Here is a 19,263-nt window from a genome sequence, read left to right as displayed (position 1 = left end):
TCGTACGTCAACAAGTTTTTTCATTTTTTTGCAAAATTTTTCCCTGCCGCCTGCCTGGCTCCTTTTTCTGCCCTGCAGGCGGCAGGATTTTGTGCTGTTTTTCCTGCTTATTGTTATGCGATCTGGCCTTCCAGTACCTCAGCAGCTTTTGCAACTGCTTCGTCGATCTTCTCCGGATTCTTTCCGCCGGCCTGTGCCATGTTCGGACGTCCACCGCCGCCGCCGCCGACAACGGCTGCCACTTCTTTGATCAGTTTTCCGGCATGTGCACCTTTCTTCATCGCATCATCGGTTACCATGGCAAGAAGGCTTACTTTACCGTCCTTTGCAGATGCCAGAACAACAACGCCGCTTCCCAGTTTTTCTTTCAGCTGGTCGCCAAGGTCACGCAGTCCGTTCATATCGACATCCGGTACGGATGCAGCGAGAAGTTTTACACCTTTGACTTCGGTTACTTTATCCATAACATCGCCGAGCGCTTCTTTTGCCAGTTTGCTCTTTAAGGACTCATTCTCTGCCTGGAGTGCTTTTGCCTCTGCCTGCAGATGAGCGATCTTCTCGAGGAGATCCGCCGGTGTTGTCTTTAAGAGAGCTGCTGCCTCATGTATTTTCTCTTCCTGTGCTTTATAGTATGCAGTAACAGACGGTCCGGTCAGAGCTTCGATTCTGCGGACACCTGCTGCAACGCCTGCCTCAGAAACAAGTTTGAACAGTCCGATTTCAGCGGTATTCTTTACATGGGTACCACCGCAGAGCTCTTTGGAGAAGTCTCCCATGGAAACGACACGTACTTTGTCGCCGTATTTCTCACCGAACAGAGCCATCGCGCCGGATTTCTTTGCTTCCTCAGTATCCATGATGTCGGTTACAACCGGGATCTGCTCCTGAATCTTTTCATTTACCAGATTCTCAACTTTTTCCAGTTCTTCCGGTGTCATAGCCTGGAAGTGGGCAAAGTCGAAACGGAGTCTGGTCGGGGTTACGAGAGAACCTTTCTGCTCTACGTGTGCACCGAGAACAGTCTTTAATGCCTTCTGCAGAAGGTGTGTTGCGCTGTGGTTCTTCTCGATATTTTTTCTTGCCTCTTCGTTGACCTGAAGTGTAACTTCCTCGCCGTTTGAAATCATACCGGATTTCATGACACCGACGTGGCCGTATTTTCCGCCGCGGAGTTTGATGGTATCTTCTACTTCGAATACACCATTTGCTCCTTTGATGATACCGCAGTCGCCTTCCTGACCGCCCATGGTAGCGTAGAACGGAGTTTTCTCTACGAAAATGGTTCCCTTCTGGCCTTCCATCAGAGATTCTGCAATCTCAGTCTCTGTCGTCAGAACGGTTACTTTGGAGGTATCCTCCAGATGATCGTATCCGGTAAACTCAGTTGTTACGGACGGGTCGATCTCATCGTAAACGGTTGCATCAGCACCCATGTAGTTTGTTACTTCACGGCTCGATCTTGCACGCTCTCTCTGCTCTTCCATTGCTGCATGGAAACCGTCCTCGTCGATGCCGTAGCCCTTCTCCTCGAGGATCTCTTTGGTCAGATCCAGCGGGAATCCGTAGGTATCGTACAGTTTGAATGCATCCTGTCCGTCCAGAACTTTTTTGCCTTCGCTCTGCATTTTTTCTTCGAGCTCGGAGAGGATATGAAGTCCCTGGTCGATGGTTTTGTTGAACTGGGTCTCCTCGTTGTTCAGAACGTTGAAGATGAAATCTTTTTTCTCTTCAAGTTCCGGATATCCGTCTTTGGAGCCTTCGATTACGCTTGCGGAAAGGCGGGCAAGGAACAGTCCGTCAATGCCAAGCAGACGGCCATGACGTGCTGCACGGCGGATCAGACGACGCAGTACGTAGCCTCTTCCTTCGTTGGTCGGCATGATTCCATCGGAAATCATGAATGTTGCGGAACGGATATGGTCTGTGATAAGGCGGATGGAAACATCGGTCTCATGATCTTTATCATACTCTTTTCCGGAGATTTCGCATACTTTGTTGCGGAGTGCCTGAATGGTGTCGACATCGAAGATGGAATCTACATCCTGTACGACAACGGCCAGACGCTCAAGTCCCATACCGGTATCAATGTTCTTCTGGATCAGGTCGGTGTAGTGGCCCTCGCCGTCGTTGTTGAACTGGCTGAATACGTTGTTCCATACTTCCATGTAACGGTCACACTCGCAGCCAACGGTACATCCCGGTTTGCCGCAGCCGTATTTTTCTCCGCGGTCATAATAAATCTCAGAACACGGACCGCACGGACCTGCGCCATGCTCCCAGAAGTTGTCCTCTTTTCCAAAACGGAAAATACGGTCTGCCGGGATGCCGATCTCTTTGTTCCAGATATCAAATGCTTCATCATCGTCCTGATAGATGGATGGGTACAGACGATTCGGATCGAGCCCTACTACCTGTGTTAAAAACTCCCAGGACCATGCGATTGCTTCGTGTTTGAAATAATCACCGAAGGAAAAGTTTCCGAGCATCTCAAAGAAGGTGCCGTGACGGGCTGTTTTTCCTACATTTTCAATATCGCCGGTACGGATACATTTCTGGCATGTTGTTACTCTTCTTCTCGGCGGAATCTCTGCGCCTGTGAAGTAAGGTTTCAGCGGAGCCATACCGGAGTTGATCAGTAAAAGACTTTTATCGTTGTGTGGAATCAACGAAAAACTCTTCATAGCAAGATGTCCTTTGCTCTCGAAGAACTCAAGAAACATCTTTCGTAATTCGTTTACGCCATATTTTTCCATGACTGTTTGTCCTCCAAATAATTCAGTGTGTCCCGGAATTTCTTCCGGGAATCCATTCTTTTATAATAGCACACTTAATTATTTAACGCAAATTTTTTTGAAATTCTTCTTTCCTTTTTTCAGAACGATACCGTCCTCGCCGAAGGCTGCTTTTTCTACGGCATATTTCGGATCTGTAATTTTCTCACCGTCTACGGATACACCGCCCTGCTCTACGGCACGGCGTCCTTCGTTTCTGGTCTTTGCAAGCTCTGCTTTGACAAGAAGGGTTACGATATCGATTTTATCGTCCGTGAAATCCTCTGCAGAAAGTTCACTGGTCGGCATATGCTCGGAGCTTCCGGTAGAGAATACGGCACGTGCGCCTTCCTGCGCTTTCTTTGCTTCTTCCTCGCCGTGTACCATGGAGGTCAGCTCATAGGCCAGGATCTCTTTTGCCTCGTTCAGCTTGCTTCCTTCCCAGGAATCCATCTCGTCGATCTGCTCCAGCGGCAGGAAGGTCAGCATACGGATACATTTTAAGACGTCGGCATCGTCCACGTTTCTCCAGTACTGGTAGAAATCGAACGGGCTGGTCTTGTTCGGGTCAAGCCATACAGCGTTTCCTGCGGTTTTACCCATCTTCTTGCCCTGAGAGTCGGTCAGAAGGGTGATGGTCATTGCATAGGCATCTTTTCCAAGTTTACGGCGGATCAGTTCGGTTCCTCCCAGCATGTTGGACCACTGGTCATCGCCGCCGAACTGCATATTGCAGCCGTATTTCTGGAACATGTGATAGAAGTCGTAGCTCTGCATAATCATATAGTTGAACTCCAGGAAGGAAAGACCTTTTTCCATACGCTGTTTGTAGCACTCTGCACGGAGCATGTTGTTGACGCTGAAGCATGCACCTACCTCACGGAGCAGTTCTACATAGTTCAGGTTCAGCAGCCAGTCTGCGTTGTTGAGCATCATAGCTTTTTCCTCGCCAAACTCGATGAAACGCTCCATCTGACGTTTGAAGCACTCTGCGTTGTGGTCGATCTCCTCGCGGGTCAGCATTTTTCTCATATCGGTTCTTCCGGACGGGTCACCGATCATGGTGGTGCCGCCGCCGATCAGGGCGATCGGTTTGTTTCCTGCCATCTGCATCCGTTTCATCAGGGTCAGTGCCATGAAGTGACCTGCGGTCAGACTGTCTGCGGTGCAGTCGAATCCGATATAGAACGTTGCTTTTCCATTGTTTACCAGTCTCTGATTTCATCTTCGTCGGTTACCTGTGCCAGAAGGCCTCTGGCGATCAGTTCGTCATAAATCTGCATTTTGTTTTTCTCCTTTTTTCGGTTGACTTTCGGGTATGTGTTACCGTCTGGGACCAAAGTTTTTTATACAAAAAGACTCCCGTCCTTTCCGATTCAAAGGACGAGAGCCCGTATCTCCCGTGTTACCACCTTACTTCACAGCTGTCTCACGGCAGCTGCCTTTGTCGGTATCCAAAACCTCTGAATACCCTGACGCTGTAACGTTCGTCTCTTACGTCGCAGCCTACTAAAAACGTGCATCATAGTTCGTTCTTCTGCCGCCCGTTTTATTCGGTGCGCAACTCCGGGATGTATTCGAATCGTACAGAACCTGCATGCGCCTCTCATCTGCCGGCTGCTTTCTGTCCGCGTTTTTGTACGTCTACTTGTTCCCTTCCAAGCCTTTTTCCATGTTCCATAGTATAAACGGTGATTCGAAATCTGTCAAGACTTCTGCTTTCCGTTTTTTCATCTATTTTTAATATCCGCGGTCCTGATCCATCATATACAGGAGTGCGTTGCAGATGCACGCCGCGATATTGCTGCCGCCTTTTCGTCCGCGTGCCACGATATACGGGATATTGGTCTGCATAATCAGTTCTTTGGACTGTACCACATTGACAAAGCCGACCGGAACTCCGATGATCAGCGCCGGTTTTATTTTTCCTTCCCCGATCAGTTCATAGAGGCGGACCAGTGCCGTCGGCGCATTTCCAACCGCAATAATCAGCTTTTTATCCAGCTCCGCCGCTTTTTCCATGCAGGCTGCCGCGCGGGTGCTTCCGGTTTCTTTTGCTCTTGCCGCAACATCTTCGTCTGACATAAAGCAGAGCGCTTCACCGCCGTGGCGCGCAAGCACCTTTTTGTTGATGCCGGATCTTGCCATCTGCGTATCCGTCACAATGCAGGCTCCCTCCCGGATCGCCTCGATGCCTTTTGCCACCGCATGCTCCGAAAAGCAGAGATTATCCGCATAATCAAAATCCGCACTTGTGTGGATACACCGCTTTACAACCAGTTCCTGATCCTCTGGAAACGTTCTTCCGTTTAATTCTTCCGTGATAATTTCAAAGCTTCTCTTTTCAATCTCGTGCGGGCTTACCTGCTCCAGTTCTATCTTCATCTTTATGCCCCTTCTTCCAGAATTTGATAAATCTTCTTCATGTCGAGATGCTCGCGCAGCGCATCTGCGAGAATATCGTACTGTGTCTCTTTGAATGTCTGGTAATCGACACCGTGAATCTGCTCCATGGCAATTCCCTTATTCTTTGCAAGTGCTTCCACGATCCGCTCGGCAACTTCTTCTTTGTCGAAAATGCCATGCACATACGTACCGTACACATTTCCTTTCTGTGCACCGTCCAGCTTATCCGAATCAGCACGGTTCTGATCATCGATGAACGTGAATGCTTCTGTTTCTTCTTTCCGCACCGTTTCTCCCATATGGATTTCATAGCCCTCAATCCGGGTTCCCTCGATCCCGGCAAGAACGCCTTCTGTTTTTCCAAAAGCGCCCTCCGCGCGGGTTCTCGTCTTCTCACCGGCAAATACAGTATCCATCGGCAGGAGTCCCATTCCTTTGATCGTTCCGCCGGCTTCGACATGCAGCGGATCGCTCAGCGTATCTCCGAGCATCTGGAAGCCGCCGCAGACACCGAAAATTACTTTTCCGGCCGCAGCCGCCTTCAGTACGGCCGCTTCCAGACCATTCTGACGCATCCAGAGCAGATCCTCCATCGTGTTTTTCGTTCCCGGAAGCAGAATCATATCCGGATTTTTCAGTTCGGAGACAGAGCTTACGTAGCGGAGTGATACGCCTTCGATCCGCTCGAACGGGTTGAAATCGGTGAAGTTTGAAATACGCGGAAGACGGATGACCGCAAGGTCAATGAGACCGATCTCCTCTTTTCTGGTGAATCGCTCGGTCAGACTGTCCTCATCTTCCACTTCGATGTGGAGATACGGCGCCACGCCGACCACCGGGATGTGTGTTTTTTCTTCCAGCATCACAACGCCCGGGTCCAGGATGGTTTTGTCCCCGCGGAATTTGTTGATTATCAGACCCTTGATGCGGTCGCGCTCATCCGGCTCTAAAAGCTCTACGGTACCGTAAAGCTGAGCAAAAACGCCGCCGCGGTCAATATCTCCGACGAGGAGCACCGGTGCATCCACAAGCTTTGCCATTCCCATATTGACGATATCATCGGCTTTCAGGTTGATCTCCGCCGGACTTCCGGCTCCCTCGATCACAATGATATCATACTGTTCTTCCAGTGCATGGTACGCTTTCATGATGTCCGGGATCAGCTCTTTTTTGTGGGAAAAATATTCCCGCGCACTCATGTTTCCCAGTACCTCACCGTTTACAATCACCTGCGAACCGGTGTCATTCGTCGGCTTTAACAGAATCGGGTTCATCAAAACGGACGGTTCGATCCCGGCCGCTTCCGCCTGCATGACCTGTGCACGTCCCATCTCAAGGCCTTCTCTCGTAATAAACGAATTCAGCGCCATATTCTGTGATTTGAACGGCGCCACACGGTATCCGTCCTGATGGAAAATCCGGCATAAGCCCGCCGCAAGCAGACTCTTTCCCGCATTTGACATCGTTCCCTGTATCATAATTACTTTCGCCATCGTTTTTCCTCCTAAAACCACTGCAGAATCTGTGAAACGGCTTCTGTCAGAATCTGGTTTTCTTCATGTGTGCGTACGGCTGCACGGTAATATCCGTCGGCAAGGCCCGAGTAGTTGGAACAGTCGCGGATCAGAATGCCGCCTTTTTCCAGCCGTGCGGCAAGTCCTTTCGGTCCCTCAAAGAACAAATAATTTGCACAGGAATCCCATACGGTAAGACCTGCTTTTTCCAGTTCTGCTTTCATCCAGGCGCGTTCTTTTCCGATCAGTTCCCGTGCTTCTTTGACGTAAGCATCCTCGTTCAGGGCGGCAAGGCCTGCCATCTGCGCCGGAATCGAAACATTCCACGACTGCATGCTGCGGCTGATCCGATCCAGCAGATCCTCGTCGCTGCAGAGCAGATAGCCAAGACGCAGGCCCGGCATTGCGTAAATCTTTGTGAACGCACGCAGAATCAGCAGATTCGGATATTCGTCCAGTTTTCCCTGCATCGTCACTTTTTCCGGCTCCGGCAGAAATTCTATGAAACACTCATCCAGCACCAGATAGATGTTACGCTCCCGGCAGTTATCCAGGATCTTTAAAAGAAGTTCCTGCGGAATCGTAAGGCCGGTTGGATTATTTGGATTACATAAAAAAACAAGATCCAGATCGTCGGTCAGATCATCGCAGAAATCGTCCTGTAAAAGAAAGCCTTTTTCCTTTTGCAGCAGATACATACGGATAAAACACCCTGCCGCTGAAAGCGCTGCTTCATACTCTGCAAATCCCGGCGCTGCAATCAGCGCTTTTTTCGGGCGGAGAGCCTGTGTCAGGGCAAAAATAAGCTCCGCGGCGCCGTTTGCAAACAGGATATTTTCTTCTGGAAGCTGCTCCTTTTCCGACAGTGCCCGGGTCAGGTCCCGGCACAGTGCGTCAGGATACTGTTCCACCGATTCCGCGCTCTTTCTCACCGCCTCTTTCACACTTTCCGGAGCTCCAAGAGGATTGACATTCACAGAAAAATCGACTCTGCATTTTTTCGTGTAAATGTCTCCTCCATGTGGATTTTGTCTCATACCATATGCCTTCCTTTCTCTTTTCCGTTGTGTTTCTATCTTCTCTTTTTACAGAAATAAAAAGAGCGCGCGGATTCCCGCAAAGAACACCAGTCCGAGGAACGAGGTCAGATACATCAGATGATTTGCTCTTTTGATATCTTCCGCCTCGACCGGGCGGATATCATCGCCGATCGTTGGTTTCTTTACGACTTTGCCGAAATACACGGCATCTCCGGCAAGCTGTACTTCCAGCGCCCCTGCCATAACTGCTTCTGTCTGCGCAGAATTTGGGCTGGCGTGGCAGTAACGGTCGCGTTTGTAAATTTTTTCTGCATTTTTCCAGTTCATGCGCTCGCATGCAGACGCAAGAATCATCAGCCATGCGCTGATTCTCGCCGGTATGTAATTGACGACATCGTCCAGCTTTGCCGCACACCGTCCAAAATACAGATATTTGTCATTTTTGTATCCCACCATGGAATCCATGGTATTGATGGACTTATACAGAAAGCCCAATGCCGGTCCGCCGAGGGCAAGAAAGAGGAGCGGTGCAATGACACCGTCCGACGTATTCTCCGCGATCGTTTCCACGGCAGCTTTCGTCACTCCTGTTTCCGAAAGATTTTCCGTATCACGTCCTACGATCATGGAAACCGCATAGCGCGCCCCCGGAAGATCGTTTTCTTTTAATTTCTGATAGACCTTCATGCTCTCATCCTTCAGGCATTTCGTTGCCGGAATCTGCCAGCACCAGAGAACCTCCAGAAGGAAGCCGATGACCGGATGAATTTTAAATGCCGCAAAGAGCAGCAGTGCCGGAACACCGTATCCCGCCAGACAGACGAGGATCACGAGAAAAACTCCTCCGGCAAGCTCTCCCTTTGGCGTTTTCGGAAATACCTTCCGCAGCCATTTTTCCAGCAGGGCAATGAGATTTCCGATCACACGGATCGGATGGTACAAAAAGGAGGGATCTCCAAGCAGCAGGTCCAATCCATAGCCCACAATCAGGGCTGCTAATGCTGTTTTCATCTTGTTTTCTCCTGTTCTTTCCGGTAAGAGACACACTGCTCCAGAAATTCCAGTGCGAGGTGCGGACTTGCCATATAGTAAAGATGCGGGAATCCCGCCATCATCCGTTTTGTCGCATGAATGCATTCCCAGTTCCGCTTCCGCAGCGGTTTTGCCGCATGCCATGCACTTCCGCAGTCTGTGCTGTCAAAGTAATGGAACTCATGGCCGCGCACCGGATTTCCGCCGTTCCGAAAGGTATCTTTCGTGTTTGGCGTGAGGGTGATATAGCCGAATCTTCCCAGCTTTTTTGTCCGGTAAACATTTCCCGGAACAGCCTGTACCATAGGATACACATTTCCATCCATATCCTCCATGGATTCTGACAGGTACATATAACCGCCGCATTCTGCAAGAACCGGCATTCCCTGACGGATGTTATCGCGGATCTTCGTTCTCATGGTCTGGTTTTCCGAAAGCTCTTCTGCGTGCAGCTCCGGGTAGCCGCCGCAGAACAGAAATCCGTCTGTATTCTTTGGCGGCTCCGCATCGGAAAGCGGCGAAAAATATTCGATTTTGGCTCCAAGTGACGCGAGAAGCTCCAGATTATCCCGATAAAAGAAACAAAATGCTTCATCCTTTGCAACGGCAAGAATCGGCTTCGCAGCACGCACCTTGGCGGCTGCTTCGCTTTCTGTCACCTTACGCAGGACTTCCGGCATTTTTCCCGAGAGCTCTTCTGCCCCTTCTGCAATCGCAAGAATTTTTTCAAAATCCAGTGTCTTCTGCAGTGTTTCTGCAAGCAGATTGACCTGCTCCTGCAGATTTTCCACCTCATCCGGCATCACAAGGCCGAGGTGGCGGCTTTCTAAGTGGCATTCCTTCAGTTCCGGCACAAAGCCGACACAGAAAATGCCAAGTTCTTTTTCCGCCATCGGCGCGATCTCCCGGTACAGCATCTCTGACATCCGGTTAAAGATTACACCGGCGATCCGGCTGTCCTCTTTGTACTGCAGGTATCCCTTGATAAAGGCAAGCGCTGAAACGCTCATGCCTTTGGCATCGACAACCAGAAGAACCGGCGTTTTTGTCATACCGGCGAGATCGTAGGCGCTGCCTTTGGTAGAAATTCCGCCAAGACCGTCGTAATACCCCATAACGCCTTCCAATACGGAAATGTCATGACCCGCTGCATGTTTGCAGAACAGATACTGTGTTGTTTCTTCCTCTGTGAAAAACGGATCCAGATTACACGACGGGGCGCCGATTACCTGTTCGTGAAACATCGGATCGATATAATCCGGGCCGCATTTAAACGCTGCGGGCTGCTTTCCCATCTGCTGCAGTGCACGGAGCAGTCCGCAGGTGATCATCGTTTTCCCGCTTCCGCTCCTTCCTGCTGCCAGCATGATTCTTGGTGCTTTCATTCTTTGGCACCTCCCTGGGCTGTAAAGATATAAACCGGATTCTGGGCAATCATCAGATGGCTTCTTCCGGCCTTTTTCGCATTGGAAGCCTGCAGGCAGACGATTTCCGGCTCTTCAAACGCAAGTTTTTTGAAACACGATGCTGCCTCCGCTAATGTTTCCACGGTTACTGTATTTAATACCACACGGATGTTCGGATTCTTCCGCAGGAGCAGTTCCAGAATCTCTTTTAAGTTTCCGGCAGACCCGCCGATAAATGCATGCGTCGGAACCGGGAGTGCTTCGAGTGCTTCCGGTGCAGTTCCCTCAATAATTTCCAGATGATCCACTGCAAATTTCTTTTTATTTTCCTGCAGAAGTGCAACGGCTGCCGGATTTTTTTCTATCGCATATACCTTTCCCTGTGCTGCACGAAGCGCCATCTCAATCGAAACAGAACCTGTGCCCGATCCAATATCATAGACAACAGAATTCAAAGAAAGCTGCAGATGAGAAAGAGACGCATTGCGCACTTCCCGCTTGGTCATCGGTACTTTGTCACGCAGAAATACTTCATCTGCCATGCCGGCTGTAAACTCTGGTTCCGGATTCGGGTTTTCAAACAGAAGAACCGCAAGCGGAGCAAACTCCATTTTAGCAAGTTCGAATGGGGTTCCTGTCACAATCTGTTCTTCCGGATACGACAGATCCGTTCCCACATGCAGCACAATCTGCTCCCAGCCGTACGAACTTAACGTCTGGCAGATTTCCCTGACACTGCCCTTTCCGCCGGCGATCGCCAGAGTTTTCCGGTTTCGGCGGACCGTCTCCAGAAAGTTGCAGTGCTGTCCGTGCAGGCTCACAAATGCTGCATCCTCCCAGGACACTCCGATTTTGGCACAGAAATAAACCAGCGAAGAAATTCCCGGCTCTACACGGACAGAAAAATCCGCATCTTCCGCAAGGACGGCCTGAAGTTTCTTTGCTCCGCTGTAAAAGCCGACATCACCCGACTGCAGAAGAACAATCTTTTCATATTCCGGGTGCGCCTTCAGATACTCGTAAATCTTTTCCGGGCTGTATTCTGCAAGCATTGGCTTCTGATATTTTTCTACTGCTTTTGTCATGCGTCCCGCACCGATCAGCACATCCGCCTGCTCACACGCGTCTACGAGCGCCAGCGTCATCTGTGCTTCTGCACCAGGTCCGATTCCGGCGATCACGACGTCCCGTTTCACGGACAGATCAAATTTTTCAACGAGATACCGCTTGACCTCGTCCTCCGAGAGTCCTTCTTCCTCTTTCGGACGGCCGATCAGAACGACACGGACACCGGCCTTTTTTGCTGCCTCAATTTTTTCTTCAAAGCCGCCGTTTCTTCCGGATTCCTTCGTTACCATCCATTCGGCATGGAACGACTGCAGCATTGCAACGTTCATGTCCATAGAAAACGGTCCCTGCATGCCTATGGTATGTGCGGCATCAAATCCAAGTTCCGCGCAGGATGCAATTACGCCTGGCAACGGCAGCACCCGGGCATACACACGGTTTTTATAATCCGGAAGCTCTGCAAATTTTGCGAGTTCCTTGCTTCCTGTTGTCACCAGAATCTTTCCCTCTGTGCCCGCCAGATACGATACCGCTTCTTCTGTCGTATCGACCATGACGCAGGATGGATCTGCCGCAAGCGACGGCCGCAGCAGCCGAAGATACGTTTTTCCTGCTTTTTCACATGCAGACCGGATATTTTCCGACACAAGATCGGCATACGGATGGGTTGCATCGATAACCATTTCCGGCTGTTCTTCGCCAAAAAGCTGTTCCATCTCTTCTTCTGTCAGTCTTCCGCTTCGAACCGTCAGGGCACCGCCCTCCTCGATCCGGCACTTGCCGTATTCTGTCGCCGTACAGGCAAGGGATGCAATCTCATATTTCTTCAGAAAACTGCAGATTTCCCGGCCTTCCGTCGTTCCGGCAAAGACGATTACTTTATTCATAGCGATATCCCCTCGGCGTTACCATGTGATCCCGGATTTCCTTTGTCTGACTGTTTCCGATAAATACCGTCGTAAACATATCCACTTTTGTATTGCGAAGTTCTGCAAGCGTCATGGTCCGGCTCGTCTCCCCGTCTCTTCCGATCTGGCTTACGATTCCGCAGACGGTTTCCGGCGCTTTGTAACGAAGCATCAGATCACACGCTTTTTCCAGATAATCCGCTCTCTTATGGCTTCCCGGGTTATAAAGACAGATGACAAAATCCGCTTCCGATGCCAGCAGAAGACGTTTTTCAATTTTCTCCCACGGTGTCAGAAGATCGCTCAGGCTGATCAGGGCGAAATCGTGGATCAACGGTGCACCAAGAACGGCAGCGCCTCCCGTTGCGGCGGTCACGCCTGGAATTACCTTAATTTCAATATCAGGCCATTCTTCCGAAAGCTCATACATCAGACCTGCCATACCGTAAACGCCGGCATCTCCGCTGCAGATCATAGCAACCTGTTTTCCCTCTGCCGCAGTTTCAAATGCTAGACGGCAGCGCTCCACCTCTTTCCGCATCGGCGTCGTCAGAAATTCTTTTCCTGCAAAATGTTCTTTTACCAGATCCACATAGACGGTATAGCCGATGATCACATCGCAGTTCCGCAGCGCATCCGCCGCCTCGATCGTCATTTTTTCATATGCTCCGGGGCCGATGCCCACGACAAAAATTGTACTCAAAATACTGCCCTCCAGTCCGCCGCAGCCAGTGCAACTGTTACACCGTCCGCTGCCTTTTTTTTCTTTATCAGTCTGCCGCCGGCAAGAACTGCGCTGCGCTCACAGACATTGTCAATTCCTGTAATCTTCTTCACAAACGGAGACGGCGTAAATTCCCCCTCCGCCGTTTCCAGTTCTTCTGCAGAAAAGGTCCGGTACTGCCAGCCATACTTTTCCACCAGCTGCAGAATTCCCGGCTCCTGCGCTTTCAGATCAATACTTGCCGCCTGTCGAACTGCTTTTGGAGAAATCCCGGCCGCCGCAAGTGCCGCAAGAACCTTTTCTTCAATCCGGCCGGCCGGTGTATTCTTCTTACAGCCGATGCCGACGGTGATCACCTCGGGATCAGGTGAAGTGTTCTCTCATATGGCGAATCCTCTTCCGATGTGGTAATGCAGATTCCCATCGACGGTTTTGCCGCCTCTTCCGGGATCAGTTCCTCCGGTTTTGTTCCCTCCACCGGAAAACGGCTGCAGAATCCAACCGTTTTTCCGTCCACCAGAAGCGCCGCTGTCTCTTTTGCCAGCTCCATCTCACAAATTTCACAATGATTTTTTACAGCAAAGACATCGACCGCAAACTTGTGATTGACATCCGTTGCCGTTGTAATGACCGGAACCGCACCCGTTACAGCTGCAACTTCTTCCGTCAGCTCGTTTGCTCCGCCGATATGGCCGGAAAGTAATGAAATCACAAACTTTCCCTGTTCATCCATACACAGAACCGCCGGATCTGTCTTTTTACTTTTCACGTACGGTGCAATACTGCGCACCGCAATCCCGCACGCTCCGATAAACAAAATCGCATCCATTTTCTGAAACATGCGCTCTGTCCATGCAGGAAGCGACGGTGCAATCGCAGGAATTCCCGCTTCTTTCCCGTACTTTTCCAGTGCATATCCTTCACAGCTGTGTTTTTTCAGTGCCGCACAGAGTTTTTGATTCCAGACGCATCCGTTTCTTGTAAAACTTGCTATGGCTATTTTCATCTTATTTTTCTGCCTCTCGGAATTCGGTGGTAAACGCCGGATTGTACAGATCACTTCTGCGGTAATTTCCCTGGGAAACGGCATTTCCGATGATCATCAGCGCTGTCTTGGTGATCTGGTTCTTTTTCGCCGTCTCGGCAAGTGTTCCAACGGTGCAGACGAACGTCTTCTCCTCCGGCCAGGTTGCTTTGTAAACGATCGCTGCCGGAGTATCTGCCGTATAGCCGCCTGCAATCAGCTCACGGGAAAGTTCCTCTAAGAGTCCCGTGCTTAAGAATACAACCATCGTTGCCTGATGTGCCGAAAAAGACGCAATGCTCTCCCGCTCCGGAACCGGTGTTCTTCCGGCCATTCTGGTGATGACAACACTCTGGGAGATATCCGGCAGCGTATATTCCATTTCAAGGGCAGCAGCCGCTCCGCAGAAAGAGCTGACACCCGGACAGTCATCGTGAGCGATTCCAAGGGCATCGAGCGCATCAATCTGTTCGCGGATTGCACCGTACAGGCACGGATCTCCCGTGTGGAGTCTTGCCACAGTCTGACCTTTGCTTTCGGCCTCTTTCATAACATCAATCACCTGCTCCAGCGTCATGGTTGCACTGTTATATACCACACAGCCCTCTTTTTTCAGATCCAGCAGTTCCGGATTGACAAGAGAACCTGCATAAATGATAATGTCCGCCTCACCAAGCAGCTTCTGTCCTCTTACCGTAATCAGATCCGGGGCTCCAGGGCCCGCTCCAATAAAATATACCATCTATTTTTTCCTCTTTTCTTTTACAATAATCAGTGAATAGTAACTTGCCTGGTCCGGGATTTCTTCCGCGCTGAAATACTTCTGTTCCGTATCCATGCCGCAGTTTTCTACCATCACCGCCCGGCAGTTCTTTTCCTTCAGGAACTGTTTCACAGCCGGCATCTTTTTACCCGCTTTCATCAGAACCTTTGTTCCTGAAAGTTCCAGTGCATCTTCAATCTGATAAGACGCCGGAATCACATGCAGTTCTTCGGAATTTTCCACCAGTCCCTCGGAAAGAGATGCTGCTGCCGCGCAGAACGATGTAACACCGCTTACAATTCTCGCATCGTAACCGTCTTCCAGTACCCGTCTGTGTACATAAAGGTAGGTAGAATACACGGTTGGATCTCCGAGTGTCAGAAATACTACGTTTTTTCCTGCATCCAGCAGCTCCTCTATTTTTTCTGCACCGCGCCGGTGATTTTCCTCCAGTTCTTTGGCATTCTTTGTCATCGGCATTGGAATAGCAACGAGCTCTTTTTCTGCCAGTTCCGGCACTGCCTGAACAGCAATCTGGTAGGCAATGCTCTCTTCCGGTTTCTCTCCTGGTACTGCAATCGTATCATTTTCCCGGATCAGACGGACGGCCTTTAACGTCATAAGCTCCGGGTCTCCCGGTCCGATTCCTGTTCCAAATAAAATTCCTGTCATTTTGTTTTTACTCTTTTCTGTTTTCTTTTTCTTCCTGCTCCCGCAGGCGCTCCAGAAGTTCTCCCGCTCCCGGGGTTTCCCCGAGCAGGCCCTCATTGCTTGAAAAAACAATCGCCTCCGTCTGCACTCTGCCCTCAATATGGTAATTCATGTAAAAAGCAATTTTTTCTGTCACTTTTTCCATGGTCTCTTTCAGGCATCCTGCTTCCTTTAAAATCTGCACCGCTTCTTCCGTCGTTCCGGTCTCCAGCAGTTTTTTTGCCAGTGCAAGATCCGCCCCTGCACGCACCGCCTGCGCCGTAAGAAGCTCCGCACGGCAGTCTGCCTCGTGGGAATGGGTATTCATAATTCCGCCGGACACCTTGACAAATTTTCCAAGATGTGCCACAAAAAGGATGGCGTCAAAGCCGAGCTCAGCTGCAAATTCCAGTGTTTTTCCGACGTAATTACTGCACTTAACGGAATGGTCTGCACGGACCCACGGATACGTTTTTAAGAAGTCCTGTCCGTAATTTCCCGGTGTCACCAGAAGGACGCGGTCACCCTGTGCTTTCCGCATTTCCATCTCGACGCGGATCGTGGAAATCAGCGCCTCCTCGCTCATCGGCACTACAATCCCGCTCGTTCCAAGGATTGAAATGCCGCCGGTGATGCCAAGTCTCGGATTGAATGTATGCTTTGCCAGTTCTTCCCCTTCCGGTACGGAGATGATAACCTGCAGTGCGCGGAAATCATCGAGTTTTTTCTGAATCTCCTCCACATTCTCGCGGATCATCTGGCGCGGTACATGGTTGATCGCCGCGTTTCCGACCGGCTGATCCAGCCCCGGCTTTGTCACACGCCCGACGCCGAATCCTCCATCGATTACAATTCCCTCTTCTGTTCCAAACGTCACTTCCGCGTAAATCAATGCTTTATCTGTCACATCCGGATCATCCCCGCCGTCTTTTCGGACGGCACAGCTTACTTTTTCGGCACTTCTCCGGATATCCAGCAATTCCAGATTCAGAACAATGCCCTTTGGCGTATGGATTTTCACTTCCTGTATTTCTTTCCCGGAAAGCAGCATAAACGCCGCTCCCCGCGCTGCCGCTGCAGCGCAGGAACCCGTCGTATATCCCATGCGGAGTTTCTTGCTGCCGCGCATAATATATGCATCTTCCAAGCCTGTCCTGCTCATGTTTTTCTCCTTAACAGATCCGGCGGTTTTTCTGCCGGATCACGCGATCTATTTTATCATAACACACAATGAAAAAATGCTGAACCATTTTCGCATATTTTTTCAAAAAAGATCAATTTTTCCCGGCTGTTTTTCTATCTCAGAAACTTATTCTTTTCCCAGCTTCCTGTTGTTTCAAACTCCGCAGCTCTTCTTTCTGCCTGTTTCACAATTTTTTCATCAATTCCCATATTTCCAAGCAGCGCAATCGCATTCTTTCCTCTTGCCGGCCCCTGTTCCAGGCGATACGGGAAGGAAATACTCTGCGCGGTAATCTGCTCTTCAAAATGATAATTGGTGTAGAGATCTTCCAGCAGATACGTCAGTTCAGTATCATGTGTTGCTGCAAGACAGAGCACATTTGCACGGCGCAGGGCAGCAAGCACACTCTCTGACGCTGCAATCCGCTCCGTCGTGTTTGTTCCCCGCAGCACCTCATCAATGACGCACAGAAGCGGTGTTTTTTCACGGCTTGCCTCCAGAATCCGTTTTAAAGATTTTACTTCCACAACAAAGTAACTCTCTCCCTGTGCCAGATTATCGCGGAGTGCCATGGATGTCATGATCCGGCACACAACACCGCGGTACCGCTTCGAAAGACTCGTGTTCAGTGCCTGTGCCAGAATCGCATTCACTGCCATGTTTTTCATAAATGTGGATTTTCCCGACGCATTCGAGCCGGTCAGCAGAATTCCGCCCTCCGCATACAGACTGTTTGCCACCGGATGTGTCAGAAGCGGATGATAAAGCTCCTCCACATCGATCCGACAGCCCGCCTTTTTCTCATCCAGGAATTCCGGCCGGCAGTAATACGAAAGGCTCTCCCGGTACGATGCTGCTGACAGTGCAAAGTCCAGGAGTCCAAGATCCTCTGCCATCTGCAGAATCGCTTTTTCATACGATTTCACTCCGGAAACAACCGAAGAATACTCGATCAGATCCAGCAGAAAGAACGTGCGAAAGTATGCAAAAATCATGTTTGCTGCACCGCCCTGCGATTCTTTCGTATTCACAAGTGTTCTGCATTTTCTTGTAATCGGACGGAGTTGTTTTTCCTGTTCTTCCAGACGCTTCTGATACATTTCCAGTCCGGAAATTTTTTCTTTTCCAAGTTCCCTGGCTGTCCGCTGCAGCCGCAGGATACAGCCAAACGCTTTTAATGCACTCTCCAGCTTTTTGCTCTCCCTTCCATGCATCAGTCCGTTGCCGACCATAGAAGCAAACAGAACAGACACACCCAGCGGAGGCAGTACAAACAGCAGTCCAATTCCAAGCACAGCAATACCGGCCATCAGAAGATATTTCCCCTTCTCTCCCGGCTCCGCCTCCATCAGTACGGCTATTTCTTCTGTCGGCGGATTCATCTTTTCTTTTCCCATCAAAAGAAGTGCTTTCTGCACTGCTTCTCTGGCTTTTTGGTTCTCTGCAAAAAGCTTCATCAGCCGTTCCCGCTCTTCCCTGATTTCTGTTGTTGTGACCGGCATCCGAAGCGCCGTGTACAGATATTCTTCCCCGCACACCGACACTGTGTGGTCGACTGTGTCAAAAACCGCATCGAGATCCAGGTCATTCCAGGTAATCGCGTCCACGCAGAAGTTTTCCCCTGCTTTTCGTCTCAGACACGCTTCCAGTTTTTCTTTCTTTTCCCGTGCCGTCCGTTTCTCCTGCTTTTTTCCCCATTTCTTCCGCAGTTGTACCAGCTTCTTTTCCTGTTCATTTCTGTTATTCTGTACCATCCAAACTCCCAGCAGTATCAGAACCACAAAAATTCCTGCTGCCGTATACAGTTCTTTCATGTCTTATCGCCATCCTTTTTCCTGCTCTGTATCATAAGTCTTTTGATTCTGTCTTATTCTAGCACAGAACCCTCTTCCCTTCCAGATTTTGTTGCAAAAATCATCTCCACCGCCGCATGTACAGCCAGTCTCTGTGAACTGCTGCCGTCACCAATGCAGGTGGAAAGGGTAAGTATCTTTTGAACTTCCTTTTCCTCACCGCTGCCAAAGATAATGCTGTTTTCTTTTCTTTCCTGTACCCATGCATTCCAGTCCGCATCGCTCCATGCTCCCAGCCGGTAAACATCACTTTTGGCATCCGTCTCCTCCACACTCCAAATACGGCACTGCCATGCTTCACCCGGCAAATACAGGTACAGATACGGAAATTCCTGTTTCCACGACGCTTCACGATACTTTTTCAATCCTCCGAACATCGTTCCATCCCGCATATTATGCCCATATAAAATCGTGTGACGTTCAGAAAAATCCTCCGGTGTATCACACGGTGCAAAAATACTGCCGTAAATCCGCTCCCTGCAAAACGCATCGTGTGTCAGATAATATGCGTTATCCTGCCCGTGCGCAACCGGAACATCTAAGGCGCAGCCCGGAATCCAGAGCCACGCGCAGATTTCTCTATTTTTTGATCGAAGTCCTGCAAAATCAATTGTCCGAAACAGATTTTTGTCTGTACTGCCCGGTTCCTGCTCCTGCACTTCTTCGCTTTTTTCGTTTTCCTCTTTGTTCTCTTCTTTTTCTTCTCTGACATACATCTCCACCGCTTCTTCCTGTTCTTTTCGAATCTGCCGGCTTACCTGAATCTGCGGCAGATACCAGAAAAAAAGCGCCGCCAATGTCAGAACTGCAATCCCTCTTCTTTTTCTGCCGATTTTTTCTCTCTCCATTTTGTTTTCATTCCACCACCCGAACCGATGGTG

15 protein-coding genes and 1 pseudogene are annotated in these 19,263 nt (G+C 50.0%); all 16 read right to left on the bottom strand.

The genetic code is table 11. The features are described 5' to 3' along the window. Positions 1-113 precede the first annotated feature (113 nt). Positions 114-2,753 (bottom strand): alanine--tRNA ligase, encoded by a 2,640-nt coding sequence (alaS, locus tag DXA93_RS01285; RefSeq protein ID WP_117801012.1) that lies wholly within the window; start codon positions 2,751-2,753, stop codon positions 114-116. 78 nt (positions 2,754-2,831) lie between these two features. Then, positions 2,832-4,054: pseudogene (gene tyrS / locus DXA93_RS01280) on the bottom strand (tyrosine--tRNA ligase). Between the two features lie 457 nt (positions 4,055-4,511). Then, positions 4,512-5,156, bottom strand: coding sequence for a precorrin-8X methylmutase (locus DXA93_RS01275; protein WP_055218068.1), 645 nt, complete (start codon positions 5,154-5,156; stop codon positions 4,512-4,514). A 2-nt stretch (positions 5,157-5,158) separates the two neighbouring features. Then, positions 5,159-6,670, bottom strand: a complete 1,512-nt coding sequence (locus DXA93_RS01270) for a cobyric acid synthase (RefSeq protein WP_117760332.1) — start codon at positions 6,668-6,670, stop codon at positions 5,159-5,161. A gap of 11 nt (positions 6,671-6,681) precedes the next feature. Next, positions 6,682-7,728, bottom strand: coding sequence for a threonine-phosphate decarboxylase CobD (gene cobD, locus DXA93_RS01265; protein ID WP_117760333.1), 1,047 nt, complete (start codon positions 7,726-7,728; stop codon positions 6,682-6,684). A 48-nt stretch (positions 7,729-7,776) separates the two neighbouring features. Further along, the gene (cbiB, locus tag DXA93_RS01260; protein ID WP_118719010.1) at positions 7,777-8,742 is read right to left on the bottom strand and encodes an adenosylcobinamide-phosphate synthase CbiB; all 966 of its coding nucleotides are present in this window, start codon (positions 8,740-8,742) and stop codon (positions 7,777-7,779) included. After that, positions 8,739-10,148: a cobyrinate a,c-diamide synthase gene (locus DXA93_RS01255; RefSeq protein ID WP_117760335.1), complete on the bottom strand. Its 1,410-nt coding sequence runs from the start codon at positions 10,146-10,148 to the stop codon at positions 8,739-8,741. The genes cbiB and DXA93_RS01255 overlap by 4 nt, the downstream gene beginning before the upstream one ends. Beyond that, complete coding sequence (gene cobK, locus DXA93_RS01250; RefSeq protein WP_117760336.1) at positions 10,145-12,124, bottom strand: precorrin-6A reductase; 1,980 nt, start codon at positions 12,122-12,124, stop codon at positions 10,145-10,147. The genes DXA93_RS01255 and cobK overlap by 4 nt, the downstream gene beginning before the upstream one ends. After that, a complete protein-coding gene (gene cobJ, locus DXA93_RS01245) occupies positions 12,117-12,848 on the bottom strand; it encodes a precorrin-3B C(17)-methyltransferase (protein WP_022462307.1) in 732 nt (243 codons plus the stop codon). The genes cobK and cobJ overlap by 8 nt, the downstream gene beginning before the upstream one ends. After that, on the bottom strand, positions 12,845-13,225 hold the full coding sequence (locus tag DXA93_RS18135) for a cobalamin biosynthesis protein (RefSeq protein ID WP_243036464.1): 381 nt from the start codon (positions 13,223-13,225) through the stop codon (positions 12,845-12,847). Before DXA93_RS18135 ends, cobJ begins: the two co-directional genes overlap by 4 nt. Further along, complete coding sequence (locus DXA93_RS18130; RefSeq protein ID WP_243109121.1) at positions 13,222-13,875, bottom strand: cobalamin biosynthesis central domain-containing protein; 654 nt, start codon at positions 13,873-13,875, stop codon at positions 13,222-13,224. Before DXA93_RS18130 ends, DXA93_RS18135 begins: the two co-directional genes overlap by 4 nt. Before the next feature lies 1 nt (position 13,876). Next, positions 13,877-14,635, bottom strand: a complete 759-nt coding sequence (cobM, locus tag DXA93_RS01235; protein WP_119207634.1) for a precorrin-4 C(11)-methyltransferase — start codon at positions 14,633-14,635, stop codon at positions 13,877-13,879. Then, positions 14,636-15,328 carry a precorrin-2 C(20)-methyltransferase gene (gene cobI / locus DXA93_RS01230; RefSeq protein WP_022462304.1) on the bottom strand — a complete coding sequence of 231 codons (693 nt, stop codon included), beginning with the start codon at positions 15,326-15,328 and terminating at the stop codon, positions 14,636-14,638. It lies immediately after the preceding gene. 7 nt (positions 15,329-15,335) lie between these two features. Beyond that, entirely contained in the window at positions 15,336-16,508 is a 1,173-nt protein-coding gene (gene cbiD, locus DXA93_RS01225) for a cobalt-precorrin-5B (C(1))-methyltransferase CbiD (protein ID WP_055226415.1), read from the bottom strand. A gap of 134 nt (positions 16,509-16,642) precedes the next feature. Beyond that, complete coding sequence (locus tag DXA93_RS01220) at positions 16,643-18,343, bottom strand: MutS-related protein (RefSeq protein ID WP_117812893.1); 1,701 nt, start codon at positions 18,341-18,343, stop codon at positions 16,643-16,645. A 53-nt stretch (positions 18,344-18,396) separates the two neighbouring features. Further along, positions 18,397-19,230 (bottom strand): class B sortase, encoded by an 834-nt coding sequence (locus DXA93_RS01215; RefSeq protein WP_158578754.1) that lies wholly within the window; start codon positions 19,228-19,230, stop codon positions 18,397-18,399. Positions 19,231-19,263 lie beyond the last annotated feature (33 nt).

Origin of the sequence: Blautia sp. OF09-25XD (assembly GCF_003482095.1) — a bacterium.
GTDB lineage: Bacteria > Bacillota > Clostridia > Lachnospirales > Lachnospiraceae > Fusicatenibacter > Fusicatenibacter saccharivorans.
The sequence above is the reverse complement of the archived record's forward strand: the minus strand, read 5'-3'. Positions and strand labels throughout refer to the sequence as shown.

What these genes read in the sequence shown, in the direction of transcription:
- alaS (WP_117801012.1), bottom strand. Translation starts at nt 2,753, where the DNA reads ATGGAAAAATATGGCGTAAACGAATTACGAAAGATGTTTCTTGAGTTC.
- DXA93_RS01275 (WP_055218068.1), bottom strand. Translation starts at nt 5,156, where the DNA reads ATGAAGATAGAACTGGAGCAGGTAAGCCCGCACGAGATTGAAAAGAGA.
- DXA93_RS01270 (WP_117760332.1), bottom strand. Translation starts at nt 6,670, where the DNA reads ATGGCGAAAGTAATTATGATACAGGGAACGATGTCAAATGCGGGAAAG.
- cobD (WP_117760333.1), bottom strand. Translation starts at nt 7,728, where the DNA reads ATGAGACAAAATCCACATGGAGGAGACATTTACACGAAAAAATGCAGA.
- cbiB (WP_118719010.1), bottom strand. Translation starts at nt 8,742, where the DNA reads ATGAAAACAGCATTAGCAGCCCTGATTGTGGGCTATGGATTGGACCTG.
- DXA93_RS01255 (WP_117760335.1), bottom strand. Translation starts at nt 10,148, where the DNA reads ATGAAAGCACCAAGAATCATGCTGGCAGCAGGAAGGAGCGGAAGCGGG.
- cobK (WP_117760336.1), bottom strand. Translation starts at nt 12,124, where the DNA reads ATGAATAAAGTAATCGTCTTTGCCGGAACGACGGAAGGCCGGGAAATC.
- DXA93_RS18130 (WP_243109121.1), bottom strand. Translation starts at nt 13,875, where the DNA reads ATGAAAATAGCCATAGCAAGTTTTACAAGAAACGGATGCGTCTGGAAT.
- cobM (WP_119207634.1), bottom strand. Translation starts at nt 14,635, where the DNA reads ATGGTATATTTTATTGGAGCGGGCCCTGGAGCCCCGGATCTGATTACG.
- cobI (WP_022462304.1), bottom strand. Translation starts at nt 15,328, where the DNA reads ATGACAGGAATTTTATTTGGAACAGGAATCGGACCGGGAGACCCGGAG.
- cbiD (WP_055226415.1), bottom strand. Translation starts at nt 16,508, where the DNA reads ATGAGCAGGACAGGCTTGGAAGATGCATATATTATGCGCGGCAGCAAG.
- DXA93_RS01220 (WP_117812893.1), bottom strand. Translation starts at nt 18,343, where the DNA reads ATGAAAGAACTGTATACGGCAGCAGGAATTTTTGTGGTTCTGATACTG.
- DXA93_RS01215 (WP_158578754.1), bottom strand. Translation starts at nt 19,230, where the DNA reads ATGGAGAGAGAAAAAATCGGCAGAAAAAGAAGAGGGATTGCAGTTCTG.